Source organism: Pseudomonas sp. ICMP 3272 (assembly GCF_001466905.1).
GTDB lineage: Bacteria > Pseudomonadota > Gammaproteobacteria > Pseudomonadales > Pseudomonadaceae > Aquipseudomonas > Aquipseudomonas amygdali.
Genome location: NZ_LKEK01000042.1, coordinates 117,794 through 140,856, shown reverse-complemented (window position 1 = coordinate 140,856; position 23,063 = coordinate 117,794). Strand labels below are relative to the sequence as shown.

Sequence of the window (23,063 nt, the reverse complement as noted above, 5' to 3'; positions counted from 1 at the left end):
AACTAGTAGTTGCTGGAAATGCTCACGTTTTTCTTCAACAGGTCGCGGTAGAGATCTGCGTAGGGCTCTACTGCCTGATGCCAGTTGAAGGGAGCAGCCATTGCACGGCAGCGCATGGCGTTGAGCAGCTCACGGTGGGCGAATACCTGAAACGTGCGGTTCAGGGCTTCGGTGTAGCTTTCGATGGTTGATTTTTTGAACAGGAAGCCGGTCACGCCGTCCTCGATTGTGTCCGCCAGGCCGCCGGTGTTGCGTGCGACAGGCAGGGAGCCGAAGCGTTGCGCGTACATCTGGCTCAGACCGCAGGGTTCATAGCGCGATGGCATCAACAGAAAATCGCTGCCGGCGAACATGCGTCGTGCGTCGGTTTCATTGAAGCCGATACGCACACCAATGCGCCCCGGGAAGCGTGCGGCCAGCTCGCGCATGGCATCTTCTTCCTCAGGCTCGCCGCGACCGATAATTGCGATTTGTCCGCCGTTGTTGACGATGTGCTCGGCAACCCCGATGGTCAGGTCCAGGCCTTTTTGATACACAAGGCGCGAAACCACTGCATACAGGGGCCCGGTCGAGGCATCCAACTCAAACAGCTCACGCACATAGTCGGCGTTGATTTCCTTGCGCATCCATTCGTTGGGCGCAAAGTGGCAGATCAGGTGTTCGTCGGTCGCTGCATCCCAGCTTTCGTCGATTCCGTTAGGGATGCCGCTGAGCTGACCCTTGTTAGCCTTGCTCTGCAGAAAACCTTCCAGGCCGCAACCAAACTCTGGCGTGGTGATTTCCCGAGCATAGGTGGCACTCACGGTCGTAATGTGGCTCGCGAAGGCCATGCCTGCCTTGATGAAGGACAGCTTGCCGTAGAACTCCATGCCTTCCGGGGTGATCGCTTCATCTGGAATGCCCAGTTCACGACTCGAAGCGGTACTCACGGTCCCCTGATAGGCCAGATTGTGAATAGTAAAGATGCTTGGCGTGGACTGCCCGCGCCAGCGCATGTAGGCAGGCGCCAGGCCGGCAGGCCAGTCATGGGCATGGACCAGCTCGGGGCACCATTGGCTTTTCACTTCGCCAGCCGCAAATTCGGCAGCCGCGAGCCCCAGACGGGCAAAACGAATATGGTTATCGGACCAGTCGCGGCCATTGCTGTCGGCGTAAGGCGTGCCCTCACGCTCATATAGCTCTGGGCAGATCAACACATAGATCACAAGGCCATCTTTCATGTCCATGCGACCTACCTTGCAAGGTGGCAGTGCAGCATGCCCGCCCAGCTGGCTGATGATATGGATCGGGTTTCCGCTGTTGATGACCTGCGGATAACCTGGAATCAGAACCCGCACGTCATGCAGGTGGCGCATTGCTCGTGGCAGTGCGGCAGATACGTCGCCCAGTCCACCGGTTTTCACCAGATCGGCTAATTCAGAAGTCACGAACAACACTTTGCGTCTGCTGACCTGAGACATGGTCGGCGTGGGCTGAACTGTCGAGGTTGGTAATTGCAGCAAAGGAACGCTCTTGGTAGAGAAGACTGGCAGATGAGTCAGCTCGCCGACAGGCTGGTTAAAACTCTCTCCCTTCTGGGTTTTGACAGCGGCGCTAATCATCGATTTTTCCCCTTAAAACAGTCTTGGTGCATCACTTGATTTTTATTGGCCATTTCCTATGGCCGGGTACACATACGTGCACTACGCAAGATCAATACCCGTTTGGACCATGCGCAGTGACAAAGCGGCGTGATGTCGCCATTACCGGATGTCAGCCAATAGCATAGATGCTCTATTCACCTGACCGGGGCGTTTTGGAGAAGTTTCGACTTTTTTCTGTGCGAATGTCTGGCATGGGCTTTGACGCCGCGCCCGTCGGCACGCTGCAAGGGCCAGCCCGGCAGTCGTTGCGCTTTTTTACGGGTGAAATTCGAGTCCCGACCGCACATGACCGGTCGTCGGATCGTTCGACAATCAAGGTCATGCGTTTCTTTTTTATCGAAAAAAACGGGTGAGTGGAGGTGCTCATGAGCCCCATCGGTGCGTCGCGCCTTCTCTGGGTGCGTCTGGCGGTCAATCTGTGGGCGTGGCGAGAAAATTCCTACATCCGCGCTGGAACATTTTGCAGCGAGGCAGGATAGAATCGGGCTGGACGCTCTAGTCACAGAGCTGGCTTGAAATAACGCGCTGGCCTGAAAGAGTTACCCTTTGACTGATTTTACAGAATCACTTTTATTGAATTGACGAGGATGGAAATGGAAGCCCCCGAGGTATTGGTACTGCAAGCGAGTTACACGAATCCCGTGCACGCTGATGCAATTGGATTTGTGCTGAACGAATATTCGATGGATGTCATGGGCACAGGTCGGCCACTGTCGAGCGATACGCGTCAGCAGTTGGCTATCGAGCTGGCCAAACGTCCCTACGCTTTCAGTGTGCTGGCGTTCATTTCCGGGGAGCCGGTAGGGCTGGTCAACTGCTTTGAGGGTTTTTCAACCTTTGCCTGCCGTCCGCTGGTTAATATTCACGACGTTGCGGTCGTTTCTCAATACCGGGGCATGGGCATCAGCCAGAAAATGTTGCTCAAGGTGGAAGAAATTGCACGCCAGCGAGGCTGCTGCAAACTGACGCTTGAGGTTCTGGAGGGCAACGATGCGGCGCAAGGTGCCTACAGGAAGCTCGGTTTCGACAATTACCAGTTGAGCCCTGAAATGGGGCGTGCCATGTTCTGGCAGAAGGCGCTATAAAGTATGCAGCAGGTTTGTGTGCAGCCGTGTCGGGTGCAAGGGAAAACTGTTCAGCAGAATCGGACGGGGAAGGGGCGCAGACTGTGAGAGCAGATTCGGACAGGGAAGGGGCGTAGACTGTGAGAGCAGATCAAGTGGGCAAGCCAGAATATCGGGCTTGCCCTGAAGCGTTTTAAGGGGTGATGCAATGGCAGTCAGGCTTGAAGCATCTTGCCGGGTGCAGACAAGTGGGGTTGCTGCAGCATCGAGCTCAAATGAGCGACCTTTTTCTGCAACTGCTCGCGCTCTTCTTTCAATGCGCGCAATTCGTCGCGACGGATCGTGACATACAGGGTTTGTGGTGCAAGTGCTGGTAGTACAGTGCCCATTGCTCACCTCGCAAATGGCGGATTCAACCTCAGAAAGGTCCGTGGCAATGACTTTCAATCCATGAGCGCCGCTGCTTACCCTCTCTATCGGCACCGATTTTGATTTCTTTTGCATGATTTTGGAACTTTTTTATTTTTAATTGTCGCGAATGTTTATTAATCGCGACAAAATGCACCACAGGAGGGCGTAAACGCCTTCATCTTCTCGCAAGGGAACCGACGTTCCGCCTCGCTTGACTAACCAGCATGCTCGCAGCCTGTCGATGCGCTGGACAGCAAGTGCGGCACCTTTTTACGATTTAAGGAGCACCTTCATGCAACTTGGGATTATTGGACTGGGCCGCATGGGCGGCAACATCGCACGCCGCTTGATGTTGAACGGCCACACGACGGTTGTGTATGACCGCGATGAGGCATCACGCAACGCCCTGGCCAATGACGGTTCAGTTGCAGTCGCAGGCCTGAAGGAAATGGTCGATGCGCTCGACAAGCCCCGCGCCATCTGGGTAATGCTCCCGGCAGGTGCGCCGACCGAAGAGACCATTCAGACCCTCAGCCAGTTGCTTGACGCCGATGATGTGATCATCGACGGCGGTAATACCTTCTACAAGGATGACATTCGGCGCGCTCAGGAGCTCACCGAAAAAGGCTTGCACTACGTCGATGTCGGCACGTCGGGCGGGGTATGGGGGCTTGAGCGTGGCTATTGCATGATGATTGGAGGCGAGGCCGCTGTTGTCGAGCGCCTGGATCCGCTGTTCGCAACACTGGCACCAGGCCTGGGCTCGATCGAGCGCACTCGTGACCGCAAATCGACCGACGACCGCGCCGAGCGCGGTTATATCCACTCCGGCCCTGCCGGTTCCGGCCATTTCGTGAAGATGATCCACAACGGTATCGAGTACGGAATGATGCAGGCCTTCGCCGAAGGCTTTGATCTTCTCAAACAGAAAAATTCTGAACACCTGCCACCTGAACAGCGTTTTGACCTCAACACGGCGGACATTGCCGAAGTCTGGCGTCGTGGCAGTGTGGTGTCGTCCTGGCTGCTGGACCTGACCGCCGATGCTCTGGCCACCGACCCGCACCTGGATGCTTTCTCCGGTTCGGTTGCCGACAGCGGCGAAGGTCGCTGGACCATCGAGGCGGCCATCGAGCAGGCGGTTCCGGTTCCTGTACTGTCCAGCGCCCTGTTTGCGCGTTTCCGTTCTCGCCAGACAAGTTCGTACGCGGACAAGATGCTGTCCGCCATGCGCTTCGGATTTGGTGGCCACAAGGAACCCAAGTAATGGGCCTGTCGCGTGGCAGCGCCGAGCAAAAAGCCGAAGTGGCTCCCCCCACGACCCTGTTTCTGTTTGGTGCCCATGGAGATCTGGTCAAGCGCCTGCTGATGCCGGCACTTTACAACCTGTCACGCGACGGTCTGGTGGATGAAGGGCTGCACATCGTCGGCGTTGATCACAATGCGATCAGCGATGCCGACTTTGCGAAAAAGCTCGAGAACTTCATTCGCGATGAAGCCGCCGGCAAGGTTGCCGGTGGCGGCAAGGACCCACTCGATCCTGCGCTGTGGAGCAAGCTGGCCGAGCGCATCAGTTATGTGCAGGGTGATTTCCTCGACGACTCCACCTATCAGGACATCGCCAGCAAGATCGAGAGCACCGGCACCGCGAACGCGGTGTTCTATCTGGCTACTGCGCCGCGATTTTTCAGTGAGGTCGCCCAGCGGCTGGGTTCGTCAGGTTTGTTGCAGGAAACCGAAGATGGCTTCCGTCGTGTCGTGATCGAAAAGCCCTTCGGCTCCGATCTGGCCAGTGCGGTCGAGCTCAATGGCTGTTTGCTCAAGGTCATGAGCGAGAAGCAGATCTACCGGATCGACCACTACCTGGGCAAGGAAACGGTGCAGAACATTCTGGTCAGCCGTTTCTCCAATGGCCTGTTCGAATCGTTCTGGAACAACCACTACATCGACCACGTACAGATCACGGCGGCGGAGACCGTAGGCGTCGAAACCCGTGGCAGCTTTTACGAACACACCGGTGCATTGCGCGACATGGTGCCCAATCACCTGTTCCAGTTGCTGGCGATGGTTGCCATGGAACCGCCGGCTGCTTTCGGTGCCGATGCTGTTCGCGGCGAGAAAGCCAAGGTGGTTGGAGCGATCCGGCCCTGGAGTCAGGAGGAAGCTCTGGCCAACTCGGTACGTGGCCAATATGCGAAAGGCGCGATGGGGGACAAGGAGGTTGTCGGCTATCGTCAGGAAGATCGCGTGGCGCCCGACAGCACAACCGAAACCTATGTCGCGCTCAAGGTCATGGTCGACAACTGGCGTTGGGTCGGGGTGCCGTTCTACCTGCGCACCGGCAAGCGCATGAGTGCTCGCAGCACGGAAATCGCTATCTGCTTCAAGCCCGCGCCGTATGCGCAGTTTCGCGACACCGAAGTTGACCGCCTCAAGCCCAACTACCTGAGGATTCAGATCCAGCCCAACGAAGGCATGTGGTTCGATCTGTTTGCCAAGCGCCCTGGTCCGGAACTGAAAATGGAAGATATCGCGCTGGGCTTCGCCTACAAGGATTTCTTCGAGATGCAGCCCTCCACAGGTTACGAAACCCTTATCTATGACTGCCTGACCGGTGATCAGACGCTCTTCCAAAGGGCCGACAACATCGAGAACGGCTGGCGTGCCGTGCAGCCGTTCCTCGACGCCTGGGCTGCGCAACCGGAAGTGCAGCTTTACGAAGCTGGCAAGGATGGCCCGCAAGCGGGTGAAGATCTGCTGAGCCGTGATGGCCGCGAATGGAGAGAATTGAATGTCTGAACTGCCCGTACAGTTCCTGTTGTCCGACATCGACGGCACGTTACTGCGCCGTGATCACAGCCTTAGCCAAGCCAATATCGACGCCATAAAGCGCCTGCGTGATGCTGGCGTTCACTTCACGCTGGCCAGCAGTCGCCCGCCCAGGGCCATGCGCCAGGTGATCGAAGCGCTGGGTGTGAATTTGCCCACCGTGGCGTTCAATGGCGGCACCATCACTCATCCCGACGGTAGCCTGCTGGTGGCTCATCGCATTGACCCGCGCGCAGTAAAGATATGTCTGGATTTGTTTGCCGGCCAGAACGTTGCCACTTGGGTGTTTGCCGACGATCAGTGGCTGTTGCTCGATCCTGACGCCGATTACGTCGATCATGAGCTTGATGCGCTAGGTTACCGCTATGTTCAGGTCGAGAGTTTCGAGCCATATTTGGATCGCGTCGACAAGATCGTCGCGGCCAGTGCTGATTTCGACTTGCTCAAAACCCTTGAAGCGCAGCTCAATCCGCAGATCGAAGGGCTTGCGCTGGCGGCACGTTCGCAAAAATACTACCTGGATGTGACCGCGCTGGAGGCCAACAAGGGTGCCGCTCTGGTCGCGTTGGCGGACTATCTGGGAGTCGACCTTTCTCGCACTGCGGCCATAGGCGACGGCGGCAACGACGTGGCGATGTTTCACAAGGCCGGCTTGTCGATTGCAATGGGGCAGGGCGAGCAGACAGTCAAGGGACAGGCTGATCATGTTACAGATAGCAATGAGCAGGACGGCGTTGCCGTCGCCATCGAGCGTTACATTCTTCCGGCTTGATCGAGCGGTTTGCGCACGCTGACGAATCATCATCACGACGGGCATTTCTGAATGGCGGCACTGATCGAAGATTACGCATTGCTGGGCAACTGTCAGACAGCGGCGCTCGTCGCCCGTGATGGTTCGCTGGACTGGTTGTGTTTCCCACGCTTCGACTCTACGGCCTGTTTCGCCGCTCTATTGGGTAGCGATGAGCATGGCCGCTGGAAGATTGCGCCGACTGCCGAGGTTATCGCTGTCGAGCGCCGTTACCGCGACGGCACTCTGATTCTTGAAACTGTTTTCGAAACCCGTGACGGTCGCGCCATGCTGATCGATTTCATGCCCATGAAGACGACTGGTCATGTGGTGCGTATCGTGGTCGGGCTGTCCGGGCGTGTCGAGTTCGGTGTGGACCTCGCCATTCGCTTCGATTACGGCAGCAGTGTGCCCTGGGTCGAGCGCAAGGACGAACATACGCTGACTGCCGTGGCCGGGCCGGAAATGCTCGTGCTGCGCAGTCCTGTGGCCTTGCACCCGCAGGATCATCACACCGCCAGCCGTTTTCATGTCGGTGAGGGCGAGCGCAAGGTTTTCACGCTCGCTTATCAGGCGTCTTTCGAGCCGTTGGCTGCGCAGATTGATGCCGATCAGGCGCTGGAGGTTACGGCCGCCTATTGGCGGGAGTTTTCTGATCGCTGTCCTGACGTCGGGCCGTGGACGGCTCAGGTAAAGCGCTCGCTGATCACCCTCAAAGCCATGACCTACGCCCCTACCGGTGGCATTGTTGCCGCCGTGACCACTTCATTGCCCGAGCAGTTGGGTGGCGAGCGTAATTGGGACTACCGCTATTGCTGGCTGCGTGATGCCACCATGACCCTTCTGGCGTTCATGAATCTTGGCTATTTCGAGGAGGCGACCGCCTGGCGAGACTGGCTGCTACGCTCGGTTGCCGGCAACCCGGAACAGATACAGATCATGTACGGCGTGGGCGGTGAGCGACGTTTGCAAGAGTACGAACTGCCGTGGCTGAGTGGTTACGAGAACTCGCTGCCGGTGCGGGTCGGCAACGGCGCGGCGACTCAAGTGCAACTGGACGTTTATGGCGAGGTTGCCGATGCCATGATCCAGGCGCTGAGAGGCGGCATGCCGCAGCACCCGCGCAGCGTGGCGATCTCCAAGGTGGTCATGCCCTATCTGGAAAAGATCTGGCACCTGCCGGATGCTGGTATCTGGGAGATTCGTTCCGAACCGCGCCACTTCACCCATTCAAAAGTCATGGCCTGGGTGGCCTTCGACCGAAACGCCACTCAGATCGCCAAGGCTGCCGAAAACGATGAGGATCGTGCGTTGGCGAGTCACTACCGGCGTGTAGCAGACGAGATCCATGCTGATGTCTGTCGCAACGGTTTCGATGCTGATCTTGGCAGTTTCGTGCAGACGTATGGCTCGAAAGAAGTCGACGCCAGTCTGCTGCAAATTGTGTTGACCGGTTTTCTTGCGCCGGAAGATCCTCGTGTCACCGGTACTGTCGCGCAGATCGAGCGCACACTGATGCAGGATGGCCTGTTGCTGCGTTACGACAACGAGCGCAGTGTTGATGGTGTCGCCGGCCGCGAAGGGACGTTTCTGGTGTGTTCGTTCTGGCTGGCTGACGCTTACGTGCTGCTGGGTCGGGCTGATGATGCTGCACGGCTGTTCGAGAGGCTGTGTGATCTGTGCAACGACGTCGGCCTGCTGGCGGAGCAATACGATCCGAAAGATGGCCGCATGCTGGGCAATTTCCCTCAGGCGTTTAGCCACATCGGCATCATCAACACCGCATTGAATCTGCATCGAGCGGTGTGCCCCGCACTGGCTCGCACATCGAGCGAGCTTGAAGGCGCATGATCAGTCGTCGCGGCCAGCCTTGCGAAAGGTCAGGTTGATCCGCTGTTCGCCGAGCAGAGGGTGCTCGGCCTGTTTGACGGGCAGGATGCCGTGGAAGCGCAACCGGTCCTCGCCGCCCCAGACCACTACGTCGCCATGAAACAGTGAGATGCGTTGGGTCTTGTCGCTGCGCAGCATGCCGCCGAACTGGAAGATGGCCGGAATACCCAGCGATACCGATACCACTGGCCAGCGGTGGTCGTGTTCGTTTCTGTCCTGATGCAGAGACATCTTCGCCCCGGGGATGTAACGATTGATCAGGCAGGCGTCAGGCACGAACCCGGCATAACCTGCTGCGAGCGCGGCGTCCTGAGCCAGTTGCATGAAGGCACCCGGCATCGCCGGCCAGGCCTGTCCTGTTTGTGGGTCGGTTGCGGTGTATCGATAACCATGACGGTCGGTTATCCAGCCCAGTTGTCCGCAACTGCTCAGCGCTGCAGACATGCTCAAGCCACTGGGGGTCTGCATGTGTCGGAACGGGGAGAGGCCCAGTGTCGCCTCAAGGGCGGCCAGCAGTTGTGGCATGACCGGCAGCGCATAGCCCCTGAGCAGCCATGACCCAGGCCCGATCAGCTCGTTGCTTGCAGGCTGGGCCGTCTGGTCGGCAAACATATCCAGGTTGGCGGGCGTGTCACCTTTGCGTTGCATGGTCGGGTCGAGCTCCTGCGGGTATCAGAGCGCCTTGCTGACCTTCACGTCTGTGATCTGATCGTCGCTCTGACCGTGCATTTTTTTCAAGGCGGCTTCGGCTTCTTTGGTTGATGCCGATTGCAGTTGGGCGAACTCGAAGCGGCGTTCGCCATTGAGCTTGTAGCTGACAGCAAATTTGGTGGTGCGCGGGGCTGGGTTGTTCACGGTGACTCCTTGCATCATCCCAGGCGTGAGGTCGAGCGCCGGACGATCTTGATCTTGTGAGTGAAAGGCGGTTTGCGGCCTGCATTGGTATCTATCTTGCGGCCTGCGGTATCGATGGTGATGTTCCAGAAACCGGTGCTCGGCGCGGCGATCTTGGCCGGAAACGTGTCAAATGCACCGCCATGATAGGTGTGCCGACCGCCATTTTTGAAGCTGCGAAAATTCGCATCGTTCATCAGACGAATGTTGCAGGTCTGCGAGCACTCGATAACGACCAGGTCGTCCTCGTTGAGATGCTCACGCTGGTGTACGAATTTCATGACGGGCTCCGAATGGGGGTTTTTCTGAAAAATCAAAACGATAGCATGTGATGCCTGCAATTTGACGTCGGTGGACACTAATTTGCCGTGTTTCTCGCAAATATTGCCTCAGTCGGGATTTAATTGCGCGTCAGCTTGTCGTAGGACCTTTATTTGGAGGCTTTGTATGAAACTGGCTGTAGTAGTCCTGGCTCTGGCAATGACTGGCTGTGCCACAGTAAATGACATCGAACATACACCCCCCACCATGAACGTGATGTCGGGCAAGAACCCCAAGGAGTATGCCGATTGCTTCGTTGGCAAGATCGCCAGCAGTCGCAAGCCGCCGCTTATCGAGCCTCGCCATGATGGCTTGCGCGTAATTGTGGCGCAAAAGCTCAGCAAATCGCCTGCGGCCGTCGTCGATGTCGAGAGCCGCTCGGGCGGCAGTACGATCAAGGTCTATGAACGACTCGCCAACGTGCCGATCCGCTTCAGGGATGTTCAAAACGCTGCCGAAGCGTGCATTTCAGGTTGATCGCTCAGGCGGGCTCAGCAGGCCCTGTCCGCTGCGGGCAGGGCGGCAGGCTTGATTACTTGCAGACTACCAGCACGCTACGGCTCTTGTAGTTACCTACGTCCACACCCAGTGTCTTGTCGCTTTCCGCAGGCTGCGGAGTGCCGTCCGTGCCGACAATTTCATAACCTGTGCCCGCGCAGGACGCGTCCGCTTTTTCGTAGCAGCTTGCCCAGGACATCGCCTCGCCGGAGCAGTCGATGCTCAAGCCCTGTTTGCCGTTTTTCAGGTAAGTGTTGGAGGCGGTTGCGCAGCCGGTCAGGCCCAGAGCAACAATAATGGACAGTAGGGAGAGGATTCTGATCATGTTTTTCGCTTCAGGATAAGGTCAGAGAATTGACAAATGCGAACGTTGGACTGGTAACGGGTGCCATCGTTCCGCCATGTTTTTCATCATAAATAGCTCGTCGTTCGCTGGCCACTGTTGCAGTTCTTTTGGAGCAGAGCATAAATGCTTCGGTCGTCGAAAATGCGTGCGCAGCACTGTTGCGGCGGGCTTTGGCGGCGGCTGGAGTGTGGTCCAGTCTGTAATTGGCTGTAGGCAATATCCAGGAAGTGCGGAACTATCTGCCTGAGGATTCCTCTATCATGGCATCAGACGGCCAAAGGCGGGGCATTGTAAGGTGACCGCCTCCTGATTAGACTGCGCCGTTAACACCAACAGCCCTTACCAAGGACTTTTATGATCAAGAAATGCTTGTTCCCAGCAGCCGGTTACGGCACTCGCTTCCTGCCAGCGACCAAGGCCATGCCCAAGGAAATGCTGCCGGTGGTCAACAAGCCACTGATCCAATACGGTGTTGAGGAAGCCCTCGCGGCAGGCCTGACCGAAATTTCCATCGTGACCGGTCGTGGCAAGCGTGCTCTTGAAGATCACTTTGATATCAGCTATGAGCTTGAGCATCAGATCAAGGGTACGGACAAGGAAAAGTACCTGGTTGGTATTCGCAAACTGATCGACGAGTGCAGCTTTTCCTACACTCGCCAGACTGAAATGAAAGGTCTGGGTCATGCCATTCTCAGCGGTCGTCCGCTGATTGGTAATGAGGCTTTTGCCGTGGTTCTGGCTGATGACCTGTGCGTCAACCCTGAGGGTGATGGCGTGCTGGCGCAGATGGTCAAACTGCACAAGCATTATGGCTGCTCGATCATTGCCATTCAGGAAGTCGATCCGCAGGAAACCAACAAGTACGGCGTGATCGCCGGTGAAGAAATCAAGACGGGCCTGTTCCGCGTGACCAACATGGTTGAAAAGCCAAAGCCTGAAGATGCGCCTTCCAACCTGGCGATCATCGGCCGCTACATCCTGACTCCGGACATTTTCGAGAAGATCGAACAGACCGAGCCAGGCAAAGGGGGTGAGATCCAGATCACCGACGCCCTGATGAAGCAGGCTGCAGAAGGCAACGTACTGGCCTACAAGTTCAAGGGTGAGCGTTTTGACTGCGGTGGTGCCGAAGGGTACATCCAGGCCACCAACTTCTGCTTCGAGCATTTCTACAAAACCGGCAAAGCGCATTGATTTTCGATTGATGATGCTCGGGACAAGGCCACCTTCGGGTGGCTTTGTCATTTCTGACTGGCCGCCAAGCGGTTATGCTGTGCTTCTGCCAAGGAGATATCGATGGCCTTTGATTTTGATCTGTTTGTAATTGGCGCCGGTTCCGGTGGCGTCAGGGCGGCACGTTTTGCTGCTGGTTTCGGTGCGAAGGTTGCCGTGGCTGAAAGCCGTTATCTGGGGGGGACCTGCGTTAACGTGGGGTGCGTGCCCAAAAAACTGTTGGTTTACGGAGCGCATTTTTCCGAAGATTTCGATCATGCCAAGGGCTTTGGCTGGTCGCTGGGTGAAGCCGAATTCGATTGGGCAACGCTGATCGCCAACAAGGATCGTGAGATCAATCGCCTCAATGGCATCTATCGCAAGTTGCTTGTCGACAGCGGCGTGACGCTGCTTGAAGGGCACGCAAAATTGACCGGTCCGCAACAGGTCGAAATCAACGGCCAGACCTACAGTGCCGAGCGCATTCTGATTGCCACCGGTGGCTGGCCACAGGTTCCTGACGTACCAGGGCGCGAGCACGCGATCACCTCCAACGAGGCGTTCTATCTCAAAACGTTGCCCAAGCGTGTCGTCGTTGTGGGTGGCGGCTACATCGCGGTGGAGTTCGCCTCGATTTTCAACGGGCTCGGCGCCGACACCACGCTGGTCTACCGTCGCGAGCTGTTTTTGCGTGGCTTTGATGGCGGCGTTCGCACCCATCTTCATGAAGAGCTGCTCAAGCGTCACATGACGATTCGCTTCAATAGCGATATCGAGCGCATCGACAAGCAGGCCGACGGCAGCCTGCTGCTGTCCATGAAAGGCGGCGGCACGCTCGAGACTGATTGTGTGTTCTACGCCACTGGCCGTCGGCCGATGCTCGACAATCTCGGGCTGGACAGTGTTGACGTCAAACTTGATGAGCATGGATATATCAAGGTTGATGAGCTCTATCAGAGCAGCGAGCCTTCCATCCTGGCTATCGGCGATGTCATCGGTGGTGTGCAGCTGACTCCGGTTGCGCTGGCTGAAGGCATGGCCGTTGCGCGTCGTCTGTTCAAGCCGGAGCAGTATCGCCCGGTAGACTACAATCACATTCCAACCGCAGTTTTCAGCTTGCCGAACATTGGTACAGTCGGGCTGACCGAAGAGGATGCGATCAAGGCAGGTCATGATGTGCAGGTGTTCGAAAGCCGTTTTCGGCCAATGAAGCTGACCCTGACTGACGATCAGGAACGCACCTTGATGAAACTGGTTGTGGATGCGAAAACCGACCGCGTACTGGGCTGCCACATGGTTGGGCCGGATGCAGGCGAAATCGTCCAGAGCCTTGCAATTGCCATCAAGGCTGGCGCGACCAAACAGGTGTTCGATGACACCATCGGCGTGCACCCGACTGCTGCAGAAGAGTTTGTAACCATGCGCACGCCTGTCAAACGCTAACGTCAGGCAGCGCAATACCCGGAGGTCAGGAAGAGCTCCGGGACAAGGCTTGAAAAGGACGGATCCCGACGTGAACAGAGAAAAATCATCGGCCGGAATGCGCCTGCATCTGGCCGGGCAGGATTGTGAAATCGCGCAGCACATTGATGCATTGCGTGAAAGCGAGCATCAGTTCAGAACCCTGGCTGACAACATGAGTCAGTTGGCCTGGACTGCAAGTCCTCGCGGGCAGGCCCATTGGTATAACGAGCGCTGGTACGCATACACCGGGACGTCGTTCGAGGCGATGACGGCTCTGGGCTGGCGTTCGATACTGCATCCCGAGCATCGTGAGCGTGTGCTGGCGCATTTGCAGTACTGCTTTTCAACGGGCTCGATCTGGGAAGACACCTTTCCACTGCGCGGCAAGGACGGTGCCTTCAGCTGGTTTCTGTCGCGTGCACTGCCCATGCGCGATGTGCAGGGCCACATCACTCACTGGCTGGGTACTCACACCGATATTACGGCTCAGGTCAACGCTGAAGAGGCGTTGCGCGAACTCAATGAAAGTCTCGAGTTACGCGTTGCCGAGCGCACTCGCGAGCTGGCAACCGCCAATGAATTTTTGCAGGCCGAAATCGTCGAGCGAGCAATGGCTGAAGAGGTCTTGCGCCATGCGCAAAAAATGGACGCAATTGGCCAGTTGACGGGCGGCATCGCCCACGACTTCAACAATGTGCTTTCCGGCGTAATGGGTGCCCTGGACATGATCCGGATCCGCGTGGCGGCAGGCCGGGTGGAGGAAGTTGATCGTTATCTGGACGCTGCGACCAGTTCCGCAAATCGTGCGGCTGCGTTGACCCGGAGGCTGCTGACATTTGCTCGTCGTCAGTCGCTGAATGTCACGGCAGTGGATATCAATCATATGGTCCGGTCTATGGAAGAGCTGCTGCGAGGTACGGTCGGCGCTCGCGCGCAATTGCGCATCGAGCTGGAGGAGGGGTTGAATTGCGTGCGTACGGATGAGCATCAACTGGAAAATGCCTTGTTGAATCTGGTGATCAACGCGCGTGACGCTGTTGCGGTCGGAGGGGCGCTCCGGGTGCGCAGCCAGCGGTTAACACTTGCCGCTCAGAAAGACGGGCTGGCACCTGGTGATTATGTGCGGCTCAGCGTAGAAGATAATGGCTGTGGAATGGCTCAAGACGTCATCGACCGGGCGTTCGACCCGTTTTTCACCACCAAGCCCGTAGGGCAGGGAACGGGGCTGGGTTTGTCCATGGTCTACGGTTTCATCAAGCAGGCGGGCGGGCATGTGCAGATAAAAAGCCAGGAAGGTCAGGGCACTCAGGTTCATCTGCTCTTGTCTTGCGCAGTAATGGCTGCCTGAGCGTTGCTTCTCATGCCTTGCCTTTTGGCTTTTTTCCAGTGGTCGTGGGTTTATCAGGCTGGCTGAGGCCGTTCTGCAGGTTTTCCAGTGCTGCTTCCTTCTTGGTCAGCAGCAGTTCCAGCATCCGGTTCTGCTGCCGTAGCTCTGTCATGGTCCGCTGGAGCGTGGTGCTTTCTTCCATCAGGCTGCGTAACCGTTCTTCCAGCAGAGCGCATTGGGTGCGGGCGTGATGCTGTTGTTCTGCCAGAGCGGCAGCCTGGGTAGTGGCCTGGTTCAGCAGGTCTTTTCGTTCGTGCAGTTCACGCAGGGTGCTGCGGTTTTCAGCCAGTAATCTCTCGTTGTCACGATTCAGCTGTGTGATGTCTTCCTGGCGCATGGCGATGCCTTGCTGCGCCTGTCGAAGTTCCATTTGCAGTTGCTGAACCTGACCTTCGTGGCGTTGCTGTTCCTGCTCGCGCTGCTCTCTGATCGAGTTGCGATAGTGTTCCAGCGCTTCACGGGCGTGCTGATGTTTTTCTTCAAGCGAGTGGATCTGGCCGTCCTTGTCGTGCAGGCGCGACTCCAGGTCCTGGTTGGCCTGAAGCAGTCTGGCGTGCTCGGTCTGTTCGGTTTGCAGGGCATTTTGCGTGCGAAGCAGGGCGGCAGCCTGCTGTTCCAGAGCCTCGTGACGTTGCTGCGCATGTTCCTGCAGTTCGCTGATCTGTTGCTGAGCCGCCGCCAATTGTTGCTGCAGGGTGGCGCGATCGGCCTGATACGTGTTGCAGGCCTGATCAATGCGTTCCTGAGCCTGCTCCTGAAGACGCTGGGCAAGATGAGCTACCAGGCCGCTCAATTCCTCATTGATGTCCGGCGCTGGCGCATGCGTGGCGTCGAGTTCCTTGAGATACCGGTGAATCGTGGTTTTCGAGCCGGTGTTACCCATTTCGATACGTACAGCATCAATACTGGGGTTTTCACCTCTGGACAGCAGGGAAGCCCTTGCTTTCTGCACCAACGCCTTGTTTACGCCGCCCCGAGCCATGTATTCCCCTACGATTTCGTACTGTGGTATGTACCCTGTAATTACATACTATATCATTCGAAATTATTTGCCATTTTTTGAATTAATTAACCCGTGATATTGGCGTATTATCCCGTGTCAGGCGTTGTCAGTTCATTTTTCGGCGCTTTCTCCGGTACACCGTGCAGGCTTGAACCATGAATGACGTTGATCGCTATATCGATGCCGCAACCCGTGACAACACGCGCCGCAGTTATCGGGCGGCCATCGAGCATTTCGAAGTGACGTGGGGCGGGTTTCTGCCGGCGACCAGCGAAAGCGTGGCGCGCTACCTGGCCAGCCATGCCGGAAAGTTATCGGTCAACACCTTGAAACTACGCCTGTCAGCGCTGGCGCAATGGCATGTCAGTCAGGGTTTTGCCGATCCCACCAAGGCGCCCATGGTGCGTAAGGTCATCAAGGGCATTCGTGCATTGCATCCGGCACAAGAGAAGCAGGCCGAGCCTTTGCAGTTGCAGGACCTGGAGAAAGTCATCGCCTGGCTGGAGAGCGAGATACGTGATGCAGAGGCGCAACACGATCAGCCGCGCCGATTGCGTTGTCGTCGGGATTCGGCGCTGATTCTGCTGGGGTTCTGGCGCGGCTTTCGCAGCGACGAGCTTTGTCGCCTGCAAGTGCAGGACGTCAAGGCCATCGCCCACTCGGGCATCAGCCTTTATCTGCCGCGCAGCAAGGGTGATCGCGATAACCTGGGCAGAACGTATCAGACCCCCGCCTTGCAGCGGCTGTGCCCGGTGCAGGCTTATATAGAGTGGATCAATTGCGCTGCGCTGGTGCGCGGTCCGGTGTTTCGGGCGGTGGATCGATGGGGTAATCTTGGCGAGGAGGGGCTGCACGCCAACAGCGTTATCCCGTTGCTGCGTCAGGCTCTCCAGCGTGCAGGCATTGCCGCCGAGCACTACACCAGTCACTCGCTACGCCGCGGCTTCGCCAGTTGGGCGCACAGCAATGGCTGGGACCTCAAGTCACTGATGTCTTATGTAGGCTGGAGGGACATCAAGTCGGCGATGCGCTACATTGACGCCGCGCCGTTCCCGGGCAACCTGGAGACAGGGAACGGGTCGAAGGTTTCTTCTATCGATAAGCTGCCTTCATAGTGAAAAGCAATCAGTGACATCAGGTTTGCCAATGAGCGATTGTCACTGATCATGCGTAAGCTTCACTCCATCGAATTAACAACCCATCCAACCCATCAGGAGATATACCGATGCCTATCATCAACAGCCAAGTAAAACCGTTCAAGGCTACCGCGTTTAAGAACGGCGCTTTCGTTGACGTTTCGGACGCCGACTTCAAAGGCAAGTGGTCTGTCGTATTCTTCTACCCGGCCGACTTCACCTTCGTTTGCCCGACCGAGCTGGAAGACTTGGCTGACAACTACGAAGAGTTCAAGAAGCTGGGCGTCGAGATCTACAGCGTTTCGACCGACACCCACTTTGCTCACGCTGCATGGCACAACACTTCGCCTGCAATCGGCAAGATCCAGTACACCATGATCGGTGACCCGACCCTGACTATCTCGCGCAACTTCGACGTGCTGATCGAAGAAGCCGGTCTGGCGGATCGCGGTACGTTCGTGATCAACCCTGAAGGTCAGATCAAAATCGTCGAGCTGAACGACGGCGGTGTTGGCCGTGACGCTTCCGAGCTGCTGCGCAAGATCAAGGCTGCTCAGTACGTTGCCGCTCACCCGGGCGAAGTCTGCCCAGCCAAGTGGAAAGAAGGCGAAGCTACTCTGGCTCCGTCCCTGGACCTGGTTGGCAAGATCTGAGTCGCATGAATCGGCTGGGGGCGTTGAGCTCTTGAGCAAGTAAACCGCATCGCCCCAAAAAACGCCCGGGCGGTAATCGCCTGGGCGTTGTTATTTCTACCCTTTGTAAACAGGAAGCCGCCACATGTTGGACGCCAATCTTAAAGCCCAGTTGAAATCCTATCTGGAGCGGGTTACTCGCCCCATCGAGATCGTCGCGTCCCTTGATGACGGCGCGAAGTCTCAGGAAATGCTCGCACTGCTCAATGATGTGATCAGTGTCTCCAAGGACGTCACCCTGAATGACAGCGGCACCGACGCGCGTACTCCGTCGTTCTCGCTGAGCAGCCCTGGCCACGATATCAGCCTGCGTTTTGCCGGTATCCCCATGGGCCACGAATTCACCTCGCTGGTCCTGGCGCTGCTGCAAGTTGGCGGCTACCCACCCAAGGTCAGTGCGGAAACCATCGAACAGGTTCGCGCTCTTCAAGGCGAATTCCATTTCGAAACCTATTTCTCGCAGTCCTGCCAGAACTGCCCGGACGTCGTCCAGGCATTGAACCTGATGGCAGTATTGAACCCTGGCATCAAGCACGTCGCTATCGACGGTGCACTGTTCCAGGACGAAGTCACCGATCGCAAGATCATGTCGGTGCCCAGCATCTATCTGAATGGCGAGCTTTTCGGTCAGGGCCGCATGGGCCTGGAAGAAATTCTGGCCAAGATCGACACCGGTGCCGGTGCGCGTCAGGCGGAAAAACTCAACGCCAAACAGGCTTTTGATGTACTGGTAGTGGGCGGCGGTCCTGCTGGTTCGGCTGCTGCGGTTTACGCAGCCCGCAAAGGCATTCGTACCGGTGTTGCAGCCGAGCGTTTCGGCGGTCAGGTGCTCGACACCATGGCCATCGAGAACTTTATTTCGGTACAGCACACCGAAGGCCCGAAGCTGGCCGTTGCGCTCGAAGAACACGTCAAGCAGTACGAAGTCGACATCATGAACCTGCAACGCGCCGACAAGCTGATTCCAGGCGCGGCCGGTGAGCTGCACGAAGTTAAATTCGCCAGCGGTGCCAGCCTCAAGGCCAAGACCGTCATTCTTGCCACCGGTGCACGCTGGAGGGAGATGAATGTACCGGGTGAGCAGCAATACCGTAACAAGGGCGTGGCTTATTGCCCGCACTGCGACGGTCCGTTGTTCAAGGGCAAGCGCGTTGCCGTGATTGGTGGCGGTAACTCGGGTGTCGAGGCGGCAATCGATCTGGCGGGTATCGTGTCACACGTGACGCTGCTGGAATTCGATGTGCAACTGCGTGCCGACGCCGTCTTGCAGCGCAAACTGCACAGCCTGCCGAACGTTACCGTGATCACCAGTGCGCAAACCACTGAAGTGACAGGTGATGAGCAGAAGGTCAACGGCCTGCGCTACAAGAACCGCACCACAGGCGAAGAGATCAACGTACCGCTCGAAGGTATCTTCGTGCAGATTGGCCTGCTGCCCAACAGTGAATGGCTCAAAGGTGCCATCGAGTTGTCGCCGCGCGGCGAGATCGTGGTCGATCCTCGCGGTGAAACCTCGGTGCCAGGCATCTTCGCTGCCGGTGACGTGACGGTTGCACCGTACAAACAGATCATCATCGCCCTGGGCGAGGGTGCCAAAGCCTCCCTGAGTGCCTTTGACCACCTGATCCGTACTTCCGCCCCGGCCTGATCGGAGAGCGGTAAACGAAAAGCCCCGTGAGCGATCATGGGGCTTTTTGCTTTCTACGCGGATCGCTCCTTGCCGAAGCGATCACCGGCAGTCTCAGAGCGGCGTTGGCTGGATGATCTCTACCCAGTAGCCGTCCGGGTCCTTGATAAAGGCCAGGCTGTTCATGCGGCCATCGGACAAGCGCTTCTGAAAGTCGACGCCCAGGCTTTCAAAACGCTCGCAGGCGACTTTCACATCCGGGACCGACACGCAGATATGGCCAAAGCCGCGCGGGTCGCTGTTACCGTTATGGTAAGACGCTGTGGCATCGCTTTCAGTACCGTGGTTATGGGTCAGCTCCAGAATGCCGGGGATCGATTTCATCCACTCGTTGCGGGCTTTGTCGTCTTCCGGAATCTGCGCCTTGTCCACCAGCGCGAGGAAGTAGAGGCTGAATTCGGCTTCCGGGAAGTCACGCTTTTCAACCAGGCTGAAGCCGAGCACGCGGGTGTAGAAATCCAGCGATTTGGTGATGTCCTTGACGCGCAGCATGGTGTGGTTGAACACAAACTGCCGGGTAGCCGCTTCAGGGGCGGCGGTAACGCCCGGTAGTGTGTTGAGTTCGTGCAAGCTCATCAATGTGTCTCCAACAGAATGTACAAATAATGCCAAATGATACGGGGCAGGGCGGGCAGTGCCAAACCCTCGCTCGGATAACGTCGCTTCGGTCTTGCTCGATGCCGGCAACAGGCTCAGAATTTCCGGCCACCTGTTCTGGCGACCTGACCATGATCCTTTCGCAATACCGATGCTCCTTGCCAGGCCTGTGCCTGCTCCTGCTGCTGGGCACTGCACAGACTCATGCCGCCGATGCGATGATCATCTGGCCCGCAGGCTGGGAGGTCGAGTCGCTGCCGACCGAGTCGGGCAAGCCCGTGCAACCGTCCGTGCAAGTCAGACAGCGCGCGGTGAAAAACGATCAAAGTGGAAACCCGCTGATGGTCATGGAGCTGACCCAGACACGCCTGACGCCCGGGCATGAGGTCAATGTCCAGGGCGTACTGCTGGAGATGCGCAAGTCGGTTCAGGTCAATTTTGCCCGCAGCGGCCTGCAGAGCGTCTGCACGCATGTGCGTGAGAGCCGGCTCAGCGTCGTGCCGGCACTGGAAACCACCTGCACCATCACCCAGAACGGCGTGCATGTGTTGACCCAGACGCTGGTAGCGGCTGCCAGTAAAGAAATGGCCTGGTCGTTGTCCTACGCGGGATCAGCAGATGGATACACGGCCAACAAGGACGAGGCGTTGCGTATCCGCGAGAGCCTGCGACTGGACGATGCGCAGTGATACCTGCTTTTTCGCAGGCAAAAAGAAGCCCGCCGAGGCGGGCATGGGGCGCTATTCCTTTAGCGGTCTTCATCATCCGAGAATCCATGTGAAAAAAGTGTGAAGCTGCGCGGTGTCGGTCATCCGCCGATTTTCGATGCGGCGAAGCACGCAGTAACAAATTGTCTTATCGCTCATTACACCGAATAAACCGAATAATTACTCTACACATTTCAGCAAGTGTTCAGGTTTGTAACTGCGTGCTGAATCGAATAATCGATGAATTTTTATTGGCGTCATTATTTCAACGGTATTAATGCCTGACGCGCTGGAAGTACATGTACCGAGCAGTTCACTTAATCATGTGTATGAATGTCATGGGCGGGCAGGCAGTCAACTGTGTATGGGCGTTTGATCAGGCAGATGCAGTGTGCAGGTGCTCAGTTGACGTACGGGTAGATAAAAAAAGCCCCGCAAGTGCAGGGCTTCAATTGACAAAGTTTCAATCAGGCGCGAAGCCACGAATCAACAGTGTCTACACCGTACTGCTCTTTCCACGCCTTGAGACCGCGGTGGTTACCACCCTTGGTTTCAATCAGCTCGCCGGTATGCGGGTTCTGGTAAACCTTGACCACGCGTGCACGACGGCGCTTTGGCCCGGCGGGTGCGACCAGCGACGTAGCGCTTGAAGGATCAAGGATTGCGATGATGTCACGCAGGCTTTTGCCGTAGGTGCCCATCAGGTCCTGGAGCTTTTGCTCGAACTCGATTTCCTTCTTCAACCCGGCGTCATTCTTCAAGGATTCCAGCTGTGCCAGCTGTTCTTGAAGGGCTTTCTCTGCTGCTCGAAACTCGGCAAGTCTGGACAAGTAATACACTCCAACAATGTAATGGCTGTTGTCAGCCCTATAAAGCGATGAGACAAAACTGATTGACCGATTCGCTCACTCGATGCTGCCCTGTACCTGCGGTTTCTATGCTGAAACATGGCCTTTGCGGCTTGTCATTGCGCAGACAGAGGATAGTTATAACTCAGTAGCCCGCAAATGATGCACCTTTTTTTTCAGTTAGAAAATAGCCTTTTTCAAATTCGTTAAATAGTCGTGGTGGAGAATGTTGGATATAGGCAATGAAGCCTGCGTTATCAGGCGAGCTGTTGTGTAAGTTATTTCCGACATTAGTCGCTGATGGAAAACGTGCCATGCGACACGGGACGGCTTAAAAGGAGAAACATCTGACAGACATGGGGGCTGGCAGATGCGGAAAGAGTAGAAATGTCTGAAGGCAGCGGATGAAAGGGCGTGTAGCCGCATCAAAGATGGCCCTTGGCCTGCCTTTTTTTGCCTTTCTGACCCTACAGTCCCTGTTGCAGCACCGGGTCGTCGGGGTTCTGCTGCTCGAGCTCCGCCAGCAGAATCTGCACGTTTTGCAACTGACCGTTTTCTTTCCAGTATTGAATCAGCAGCACTCTGGCCTTGCGGTTCGCAGGCTGGCTCTGAACAATCTGCGTCAACTGCCTCTGCGCCGCCTCAAGCTCGTGCAACGAATGCAGGGCAACCGCCAGGTCATAGCGATAGTCGGTGTTATCAGGTGCCAGCTCTGTAGCCTTCGCCAGGCTGAGCACGGCAAATTCTGCCTGCCCGTGGTTAAGCAGCCACATGCCCAGTGCGTGCTGGAGCATGGACGAACCGGGGTTATGTTCCAGCAACTGGGCGAAAAGGCTGCGTGCCTGCTCAGCCTGGCCCTTGCGGTCCAGCAGCTCAATGTGCGCCAGCGCTGCTTCAATATTGCCCGGGTCCAGGGCTGTGGCCCTCTGTAGCGCGGCGACTGCCGGCTCCAGGTCGCCGGTCTGCAGGTACAGTCTGGCCAGTTGCAACTGGTTTTGTGCGCTTTGCGGCTGGCTCTTCAGCGACTCCTGAAACGCCTCGGCACTTTGCTGCAGCACGGCAAAGTACAGCCCCAGTTCATCTGGTGACAGGCCGAGCAGGGCACTGGTGGCGCGGAATCTGACGGATTGTTCGTCGTCGTCCAGCAATGGGCCCAGCAGCAGGCTGCGCTGGCTGTTGGAGACCAGTCTGACGCTGACATCGATAGCCGCTTCGCGCACCTGTGCGGATCGGTCACCCAGCGCGGCATCGAGCAATTTGAGGGCCTGAGGGCTGGGGTAGTCGCTCAATTCGGCGAGCAGGTTGATGCGCTGCTCGTCAGACAGGTCGGTTCGTGCCAGTTGTTGGTACAGCACGCGTGCAGCGCCGGGCTTGCCGTCGTGCGCCTGTTCCAGTGCCTGAGCGTAGGTGTGGCTCAACCTGGCGGGAACGGTCTGAACGGGCAGGCGCCACCACCAGAAGGCCAGTGATAGCGCCAGCATCGCCGCAGCCGCTGCGCCGATCAGCCAGCGATGTCGAGTAGTGGGTTGAGGCGATAACCCCTTGGTAGAAAGTCTGGGCATATCGATTTCCAATGCTTGACGGGTTGCAGCTTCGGGGAGTGGGTGGCAGCTGTCAAACGGCAATCATGATGCCGTCGGCTTA

23 protein-coding genes are annotated in these 23,063 nt (G+C 57.1%); 13 read left to right on the top strand and 10 right to left on the bottom strand.

From position 1 onward, the window contains the following. Positions 1-2: 2 nt before the first annotated feature. Entirely contained in the window at positions 3-1,601 is a 1,599-nt protein-coding gene (glgA, locus tag AO068_RS08750; protein WP_058408150.1) for a glycogen synthase GlgA, read from the bottom strand. A gap of 635 nt (positions 1,602-2,236) precedes the next feature. On the opposite strand from glgA, the gene AO068_RS08745 reads away from it, so the two are divergent. Further along, the gene (locus AO068_RS08745) at positions 2,237-2,728 is read left to right on the top strand and encodes a GNAT family N-acetyltransferase (protein WP_058408214.1); all 492 of its coding nucleotides are present in this window, start codon (positions 2,237-2,239) and stop codon (positions 2,726-2,728) included. Between the two features lie 194 nt (positions 2,729-2,922). Here the strand turns inward: AO068_RS08745 and AO068_RS29000 are convergent, their stop codons facing one another. Continuing rightward, positions 2,923-3,096, bottom strand: a complete 174-nt coding sequence (locus AO068_RS29000; RefSeq protein WP_002553283.1) for a DUF6026 family protein — start codon at positions 3,094-3,096, stop codon at positions 2,923-2,925. Between the two features lie 314 nt (positions 3,097-3,410). Between AO068_RS29000 and gnd the strand changes: the two genes are divergently transcribed. Genes gnd through AO068_RS08725 form a run of 4 tightly spaced genes read left to right on the top strand, consistent with a single transcriptional unit; the run spans position 3,411 to position 8,588 of the window. Continuing rightward, on the top strand, positions 3,411-4,385 hold the full coding sequence (gene gnd / locus AO068_RS08740) for a phosphogluconate dehydrogenase (NAD(+)-dependent, decarboxylating) (RefSeq protein ID WP_058408149.1): 975 nt from the start codon (positions 3,411-3,413) through the stop codon (positions 4,383-4,385). Continuing rightward, positions 4,385-5,917 carry a glucose-6-phosphate dehydrogenase gene (zwf, locus tag AO068_RS08735; protein ID WP_058408148.1) on the top strand — a complete coding sequence of 511 codons (1,533 nt, stop codon included), beginning with the start codon at positions 4,385-4,387 and terminating at the stop codon, positions 5,915-5,917. The genes gnd and zwf overlap by 1 nt, the downstream gene beginning before the upstream one ends. Then, on the top strand, positions 5,910-6,719 hold the full coding sequence (locus AO068_RS08730; RefSeq protein WP_058408147.1) for a Cof-type HAD-IIB family hydrolase: 810 nt from the start codon (positions 5,910-5,912) through the stop codon (positions 6,717-6,719). Before zwf ends, AO068_RS08730 begins: the two co-directional genes overlap by 8 nt. A gap of 51 nt (positions 6,720-6,770) precedes the next feature. Next, positions 6,771-8,588 carry a glycoside hydrolase family 15 protein gene (locus tag AO068_RS08725; RefSeq protein WP_058408146.1) on the top strand — a complete coding sequence of 606 codons (1,818 nt, stop codon included), beginning with the start codon at positions 6,771-6,773 and terminating at the stop codon, positions 8,586-8,588. Here AO068_RS08725 and alkB read toward each other — a convergent pair whose 3' ends face one another. From alkB to AO068_RS08710, 3 genes are read right to left on the bottom strand one after another with little or no spacing between them, the layout of a single operon-like run. Then, on the bottom strand, positions 8,589-9,275 hold the full coding sequence (gene alkB, locus AO068_RS08720) for a DNA oxidative demethylase AlkB (protein ID WP_058402281.1): 687 nt from the start codon (positions 9,273-9,275) through the stop codon (positions 8,589-8,591). Between the two features lie 24 nt (positions 9,276-9,299). Beyond that, a complete protein-coding gene (locus tag AO068_RS08715; protein WP_080394922.1) occupies positions 9,300-9,482 on the bottom strand; it encodes a hypothetical protein in 183 nt (60 codons plus the stop codon). 14 nt (positions 9,483-9,496) lie between these two features. Further along, on the bottom strand, positions 9,497-9,802 hold the full coding sequence (locus AO068_RS08710; RefSeq protein ID WP_002553290.1) for a DUF1883 domain-containing protein: 306 nt from the start codon (positions 9,800-9,802) through the stop codon (positions 9,497-9,499). A gap of 166 nt (positions 9,803-9,968) precedes the next feature. On the opposite strand from AO068_RS08710, the gene AO068_RS08705 reads away from it, so the two are divergent. Next, entirely contained in the window at positions 9,969-10,319 is a 351-nt protein-coding gene (locus AO068_RS08705) for a hypothetical protein (protein WP_058402283.1), read from the top strand. Between the two features lie 55 nt (positions 10,320-10,374). Here AO068_RS08705 and AO068_RS08700 read toward each other — a convergent pair whose 3' ends face one another. After that, positions 10,375-10,656 carry a hypothetical protein gene (locus AO068_RS08700; RefSeq protein WP_177342364.1) on the bottom strand — a complete coding sequence of 94 codons (282 nt, stop codon included), beginning with the start codon at positions 10,654-10,656 and terminating at the stop codon, positions 10,375-10,377. A gap of 384 nt (positions 10,657-11,040) precedes the next feature. On the opposite strand from AO068_RS08700, the gene galU reads away from it, so the two are divergent. The 3 genes from galU to AO068_RS08685 all read left to right on the top strand — a co-directional run bounded on the left by galU (position 11,041) and on the right by AO068_RS08685 (position 14,710). After that, positions 11,041-11,880: a UTP--glucose-1-phosphate uridylyltransferase GalU gene (gene galU / locus AO068_RS08695; protein WP_057401823.1), complete on the top strand. Its 840-nt coding sequence runs from the start codon at positions 11,041-11,043 to the stop codon at positions 11,878-11,880. A gap of 102 nt (positions 11,881-11,982) precedes the next feature. Next, complete coding sequence (gene gorA, locus AO068_RS08690; protein WP_058402284.1) at positions 11,983-13,341, top strand: glutathione-disulfide reductase; 1,359 nt, start codon at positions 11,983-11,985, stop codon at positions 13,339-13,341. 97 nt (positions 13,342-13,438) lie between these two features. After that, entirely contained in the window at positions 13,439-14,710 is a 1,272-nt protein-coding gene (locus tag AO068_RS08685) for a hybrid sensor histidine kinase/response regulator (protein ID WP_058402285.1), read from the top strand. Between the two features lie 10 nt (positions 14,711-14,720). Here AO068_RS08685 and AO068_RS08680 read toward each other — a convergent pair whose 3' ends face one another. Beyond that, positions 14,721-15,731 (bottom strand): DNA-binding protein, encoded by a 1,011-nt coding sequence (locus tag AO068_RS08680; RefSeq protein WP_058402286.1) that lies wholly within the window; start codon positions 15,729-15,731, stop codon positions 14,721-14,723. Positions 15,732-15,907: 176 nt separating this feature from the next. On the opposite strand from AO068_RS08680, the gene AO068_RS08675 reads away from it, so the two are divergent. The 3 genes from AO068_RS08675 (at position 15,908) to ahpF (ending at position 19,228) form a co-directional block, all read left to right on the top strand. Beyond that, entirely contained in the window at positions 15,908-16,867 is a 960-nt protein-coding gene (locus tag AO068_RS08675) for a site-specific integrase (protein ID WP_058402287.1), read from the top strand. Positions 16,868-16,977: 110 nt separating this feature from the next. Then, on the top strand, positions 16,978-17,541 hold the full coding sequence (gene ahpC / locus AO068_RS08670; RefSeq protein WP_002553298.1) for an alkyl hydroperoxide reductase subunit C: 564 nt from the start codon (positions 16,978-16,980) through the stop codon (positions 17,539-17,541). 124 nt (positions 17,542-17,665) lie between these two features. Next, entirely contained in the window at positions 17,666-19,228 is a 1,563-nt protein-coding gene (gene ahpF / locus AO068_RS08665) for an alkyl hydroperoxide reductase subunit F (RefSeq protein ID WP_058408145.1), read from the top strand. Between the two features lie 93 nt (positions 19,229-19,321). On the opposite strand, the gene gloA is transcribed toward ahpF, so the two are convergent. Beyond that, positions 19,322-19,843, bottom strand: a complete 522-nt coding sequence (gene gloA / locus AO068_RS08660) for a lactoylglutathione lyase (protein ID WP_058402289.1) — start codon at positions 19,841-19,843, stop codon at positions 19,322-19,324. 101 nt (positions 19,844-19,944) lie between these two features. Here gloA and AO068_RS08655 point away from each other — a divergent pair, with 101 nt between their 5' ends. Continuing rightward, positions 19,945-20,553 carry a DUF4946 domain-containing protein gene (locus AO068_RS08655; RefSeq protein ID WP_058402290.1) on the top strand — a complete coding sequence of 203 codons (609 nt, stop codon included), beginning with the start codon at positions 19,945-19,947 and terminating at the stop codon, positions 20,551-20,553. 485 nt (positions 20,554-21,038) lie between these two features. Here the strand turns inward: AO068_RS08655 and AO068_RS08650 are convergent, their stop codons facing one another. Next, the gene (locus tag AO068_RS08650) at positions 21,039-21,401 is read right to left on the bottom strand and encodes a histone-like nucleoid-structuring protein, MvaT/MvaU family (RefSeq protein WP_002553302.1); all 363 of its coding nucleotides are present in this window, start codon (positions 21,399-21,401) and stop codon (positions 21,039-21,041) included. A gap of 485 nt (positions 21,402-21,886) precedes the next feature. Further along, positions 21,887-22,981, bottom strand: coding sequence for a tetratricopeptide repeat protein (locus AO068_RS08645; RefSeq protein ID WP_058402291.1), 1,095 nt, complete (start codon positions 22,979-22,981; stop codon positions 21,887-21,889). Between the last annotated feature and the right edge of the window lie 82 nt (positions 22,982-23,063).

Coding starts and splice junctions, on each gene's coding strand:
- glgA (WP_058408150.1), bottom strand. CDS start 1,601: ATGATTAGCGCCGCTGTCAAAACCCAGAAGGGAGAGAGTTTTAACCAG.
- AO068_RS08745 (WP_058408214.1), top strand. CDS start 2,237: ATGGAAGCCCCCGAGGTATTGGTACTGCAAGCGAGTTACACGAATCCC.
- AO068_RS29000 (WP_002553283.1), bottom strand. CDS start 3,096: ATGGGCACTGTACTACCAGCACTTGCACCACAAACCCTGTATGTCACG.
- gnd (WP_058408149.1), top strand. CDS start 3,411: ATGCAACTTGGGATTATTGGACTGGGCCGCATGGGCGGCAACATCGCA.
- zwf (WP_058408148.1), top strand. CDS start 4,385: ATGGGCCTGTCGCGTGGCAGCGCCGAGCAAAAAGCCGAAGTGGCTCCC.
- AO068_RS08730 (WP_058408147.1), top strand. CDS start 5,910: ATGTCTGAACTGCCCGTACAGTTCCTGTTGTCCGACATCGACGGCACG.
- AO068_RS08725 (WP_058408146.1), top strand. CDS start 6,771: ATGGCGGCACTGATCGAAGATTACGCATTGCTGGGCAACTGTCAGACA.
- alkB (WP_058402281.1), bottom strand. CDS start 9,275: ATGCAACGCAAAGGTGACACGCCCGCCAACCTGGATATGTTTGCCGAC.
- AO068_RS08710 (WP_002553290.1), bottom strand. CDS start 9,802: ATGAAATTCGTACACCAGCGTGAGCATCTCAACGAGGACGACCTGGTC.
- AO068_RS08705 (WP_058402283.1), top strand. CDS start 9,969: ATGAAACTGGCTGTAGTAGTCCTGGCTCTGGCAATGACTGGCTGTGCC.
- galU (WP_057401823.1), top strand. CDS start 11,041: ATGATCAAGAAATGCTTGTTCCCAGCAGCCGGTTACGGCACTCGCTTC.
- gorA (WP_058402284.1), top strand. CDS start 11,983: ATGGCCTTTGATTTTGATCTGTTTGTAATTGGCGCCGGTTCCGGTGGC.
- AO068_RS08685 (WP_058402285.1), top strand. CDS start 13,439: ATGCGCCTGCATCTGGCCGGGCAGGATTGTGAAATCGCGCAGCACATT.
- AO068_RS08680 (WP_058402286.1), bottom strand. CDS start 15,731: ATGGCTCGGGGCGGCGTAAACAAGGCGTTGGTGCAGAAAGCAAGGGCT.
- AO068_RS08675 (WP_058402287.1), top strand. CDS start 15,908: ATGAATGACGTTGATCGCTATATCGATGCCGCAACCCGTGACAACACG.
- ahpC (WP_002553298.1), top strand. CDS start 16,978: ATGCCTATCATCAACAGCCAAGTAAAACCGTTCAAGGCTACCGCGTTT.
- ahpF (WP_058408145.1), top strand. CDS start 17,666: ATGTTGGACGCCAATCTTAAAGCCCAGTTGAAATCCTATCTGGAGCGG.
- gloA (WP_058402289.1), bottom strand. CDS start 19,843: ATGAGCTTGCACGAACTCAACACACTACCGGGCGTTACCGCCGCCCCT.
- AO068_RS08655 (WP_058402290.1), top strand. CDS start 19,945: ATGCCGGCAACAGGCTCAGAATTTCCGGCCACCTGTTCTGGCGACCTG.
- AO068_RS08645 (WP_058402291.1), bottom strand. CDS start 22,981: ATGCCCAGACTTTCTACCAAGGGGTTATCGCCTCAACCCACTACTCGA.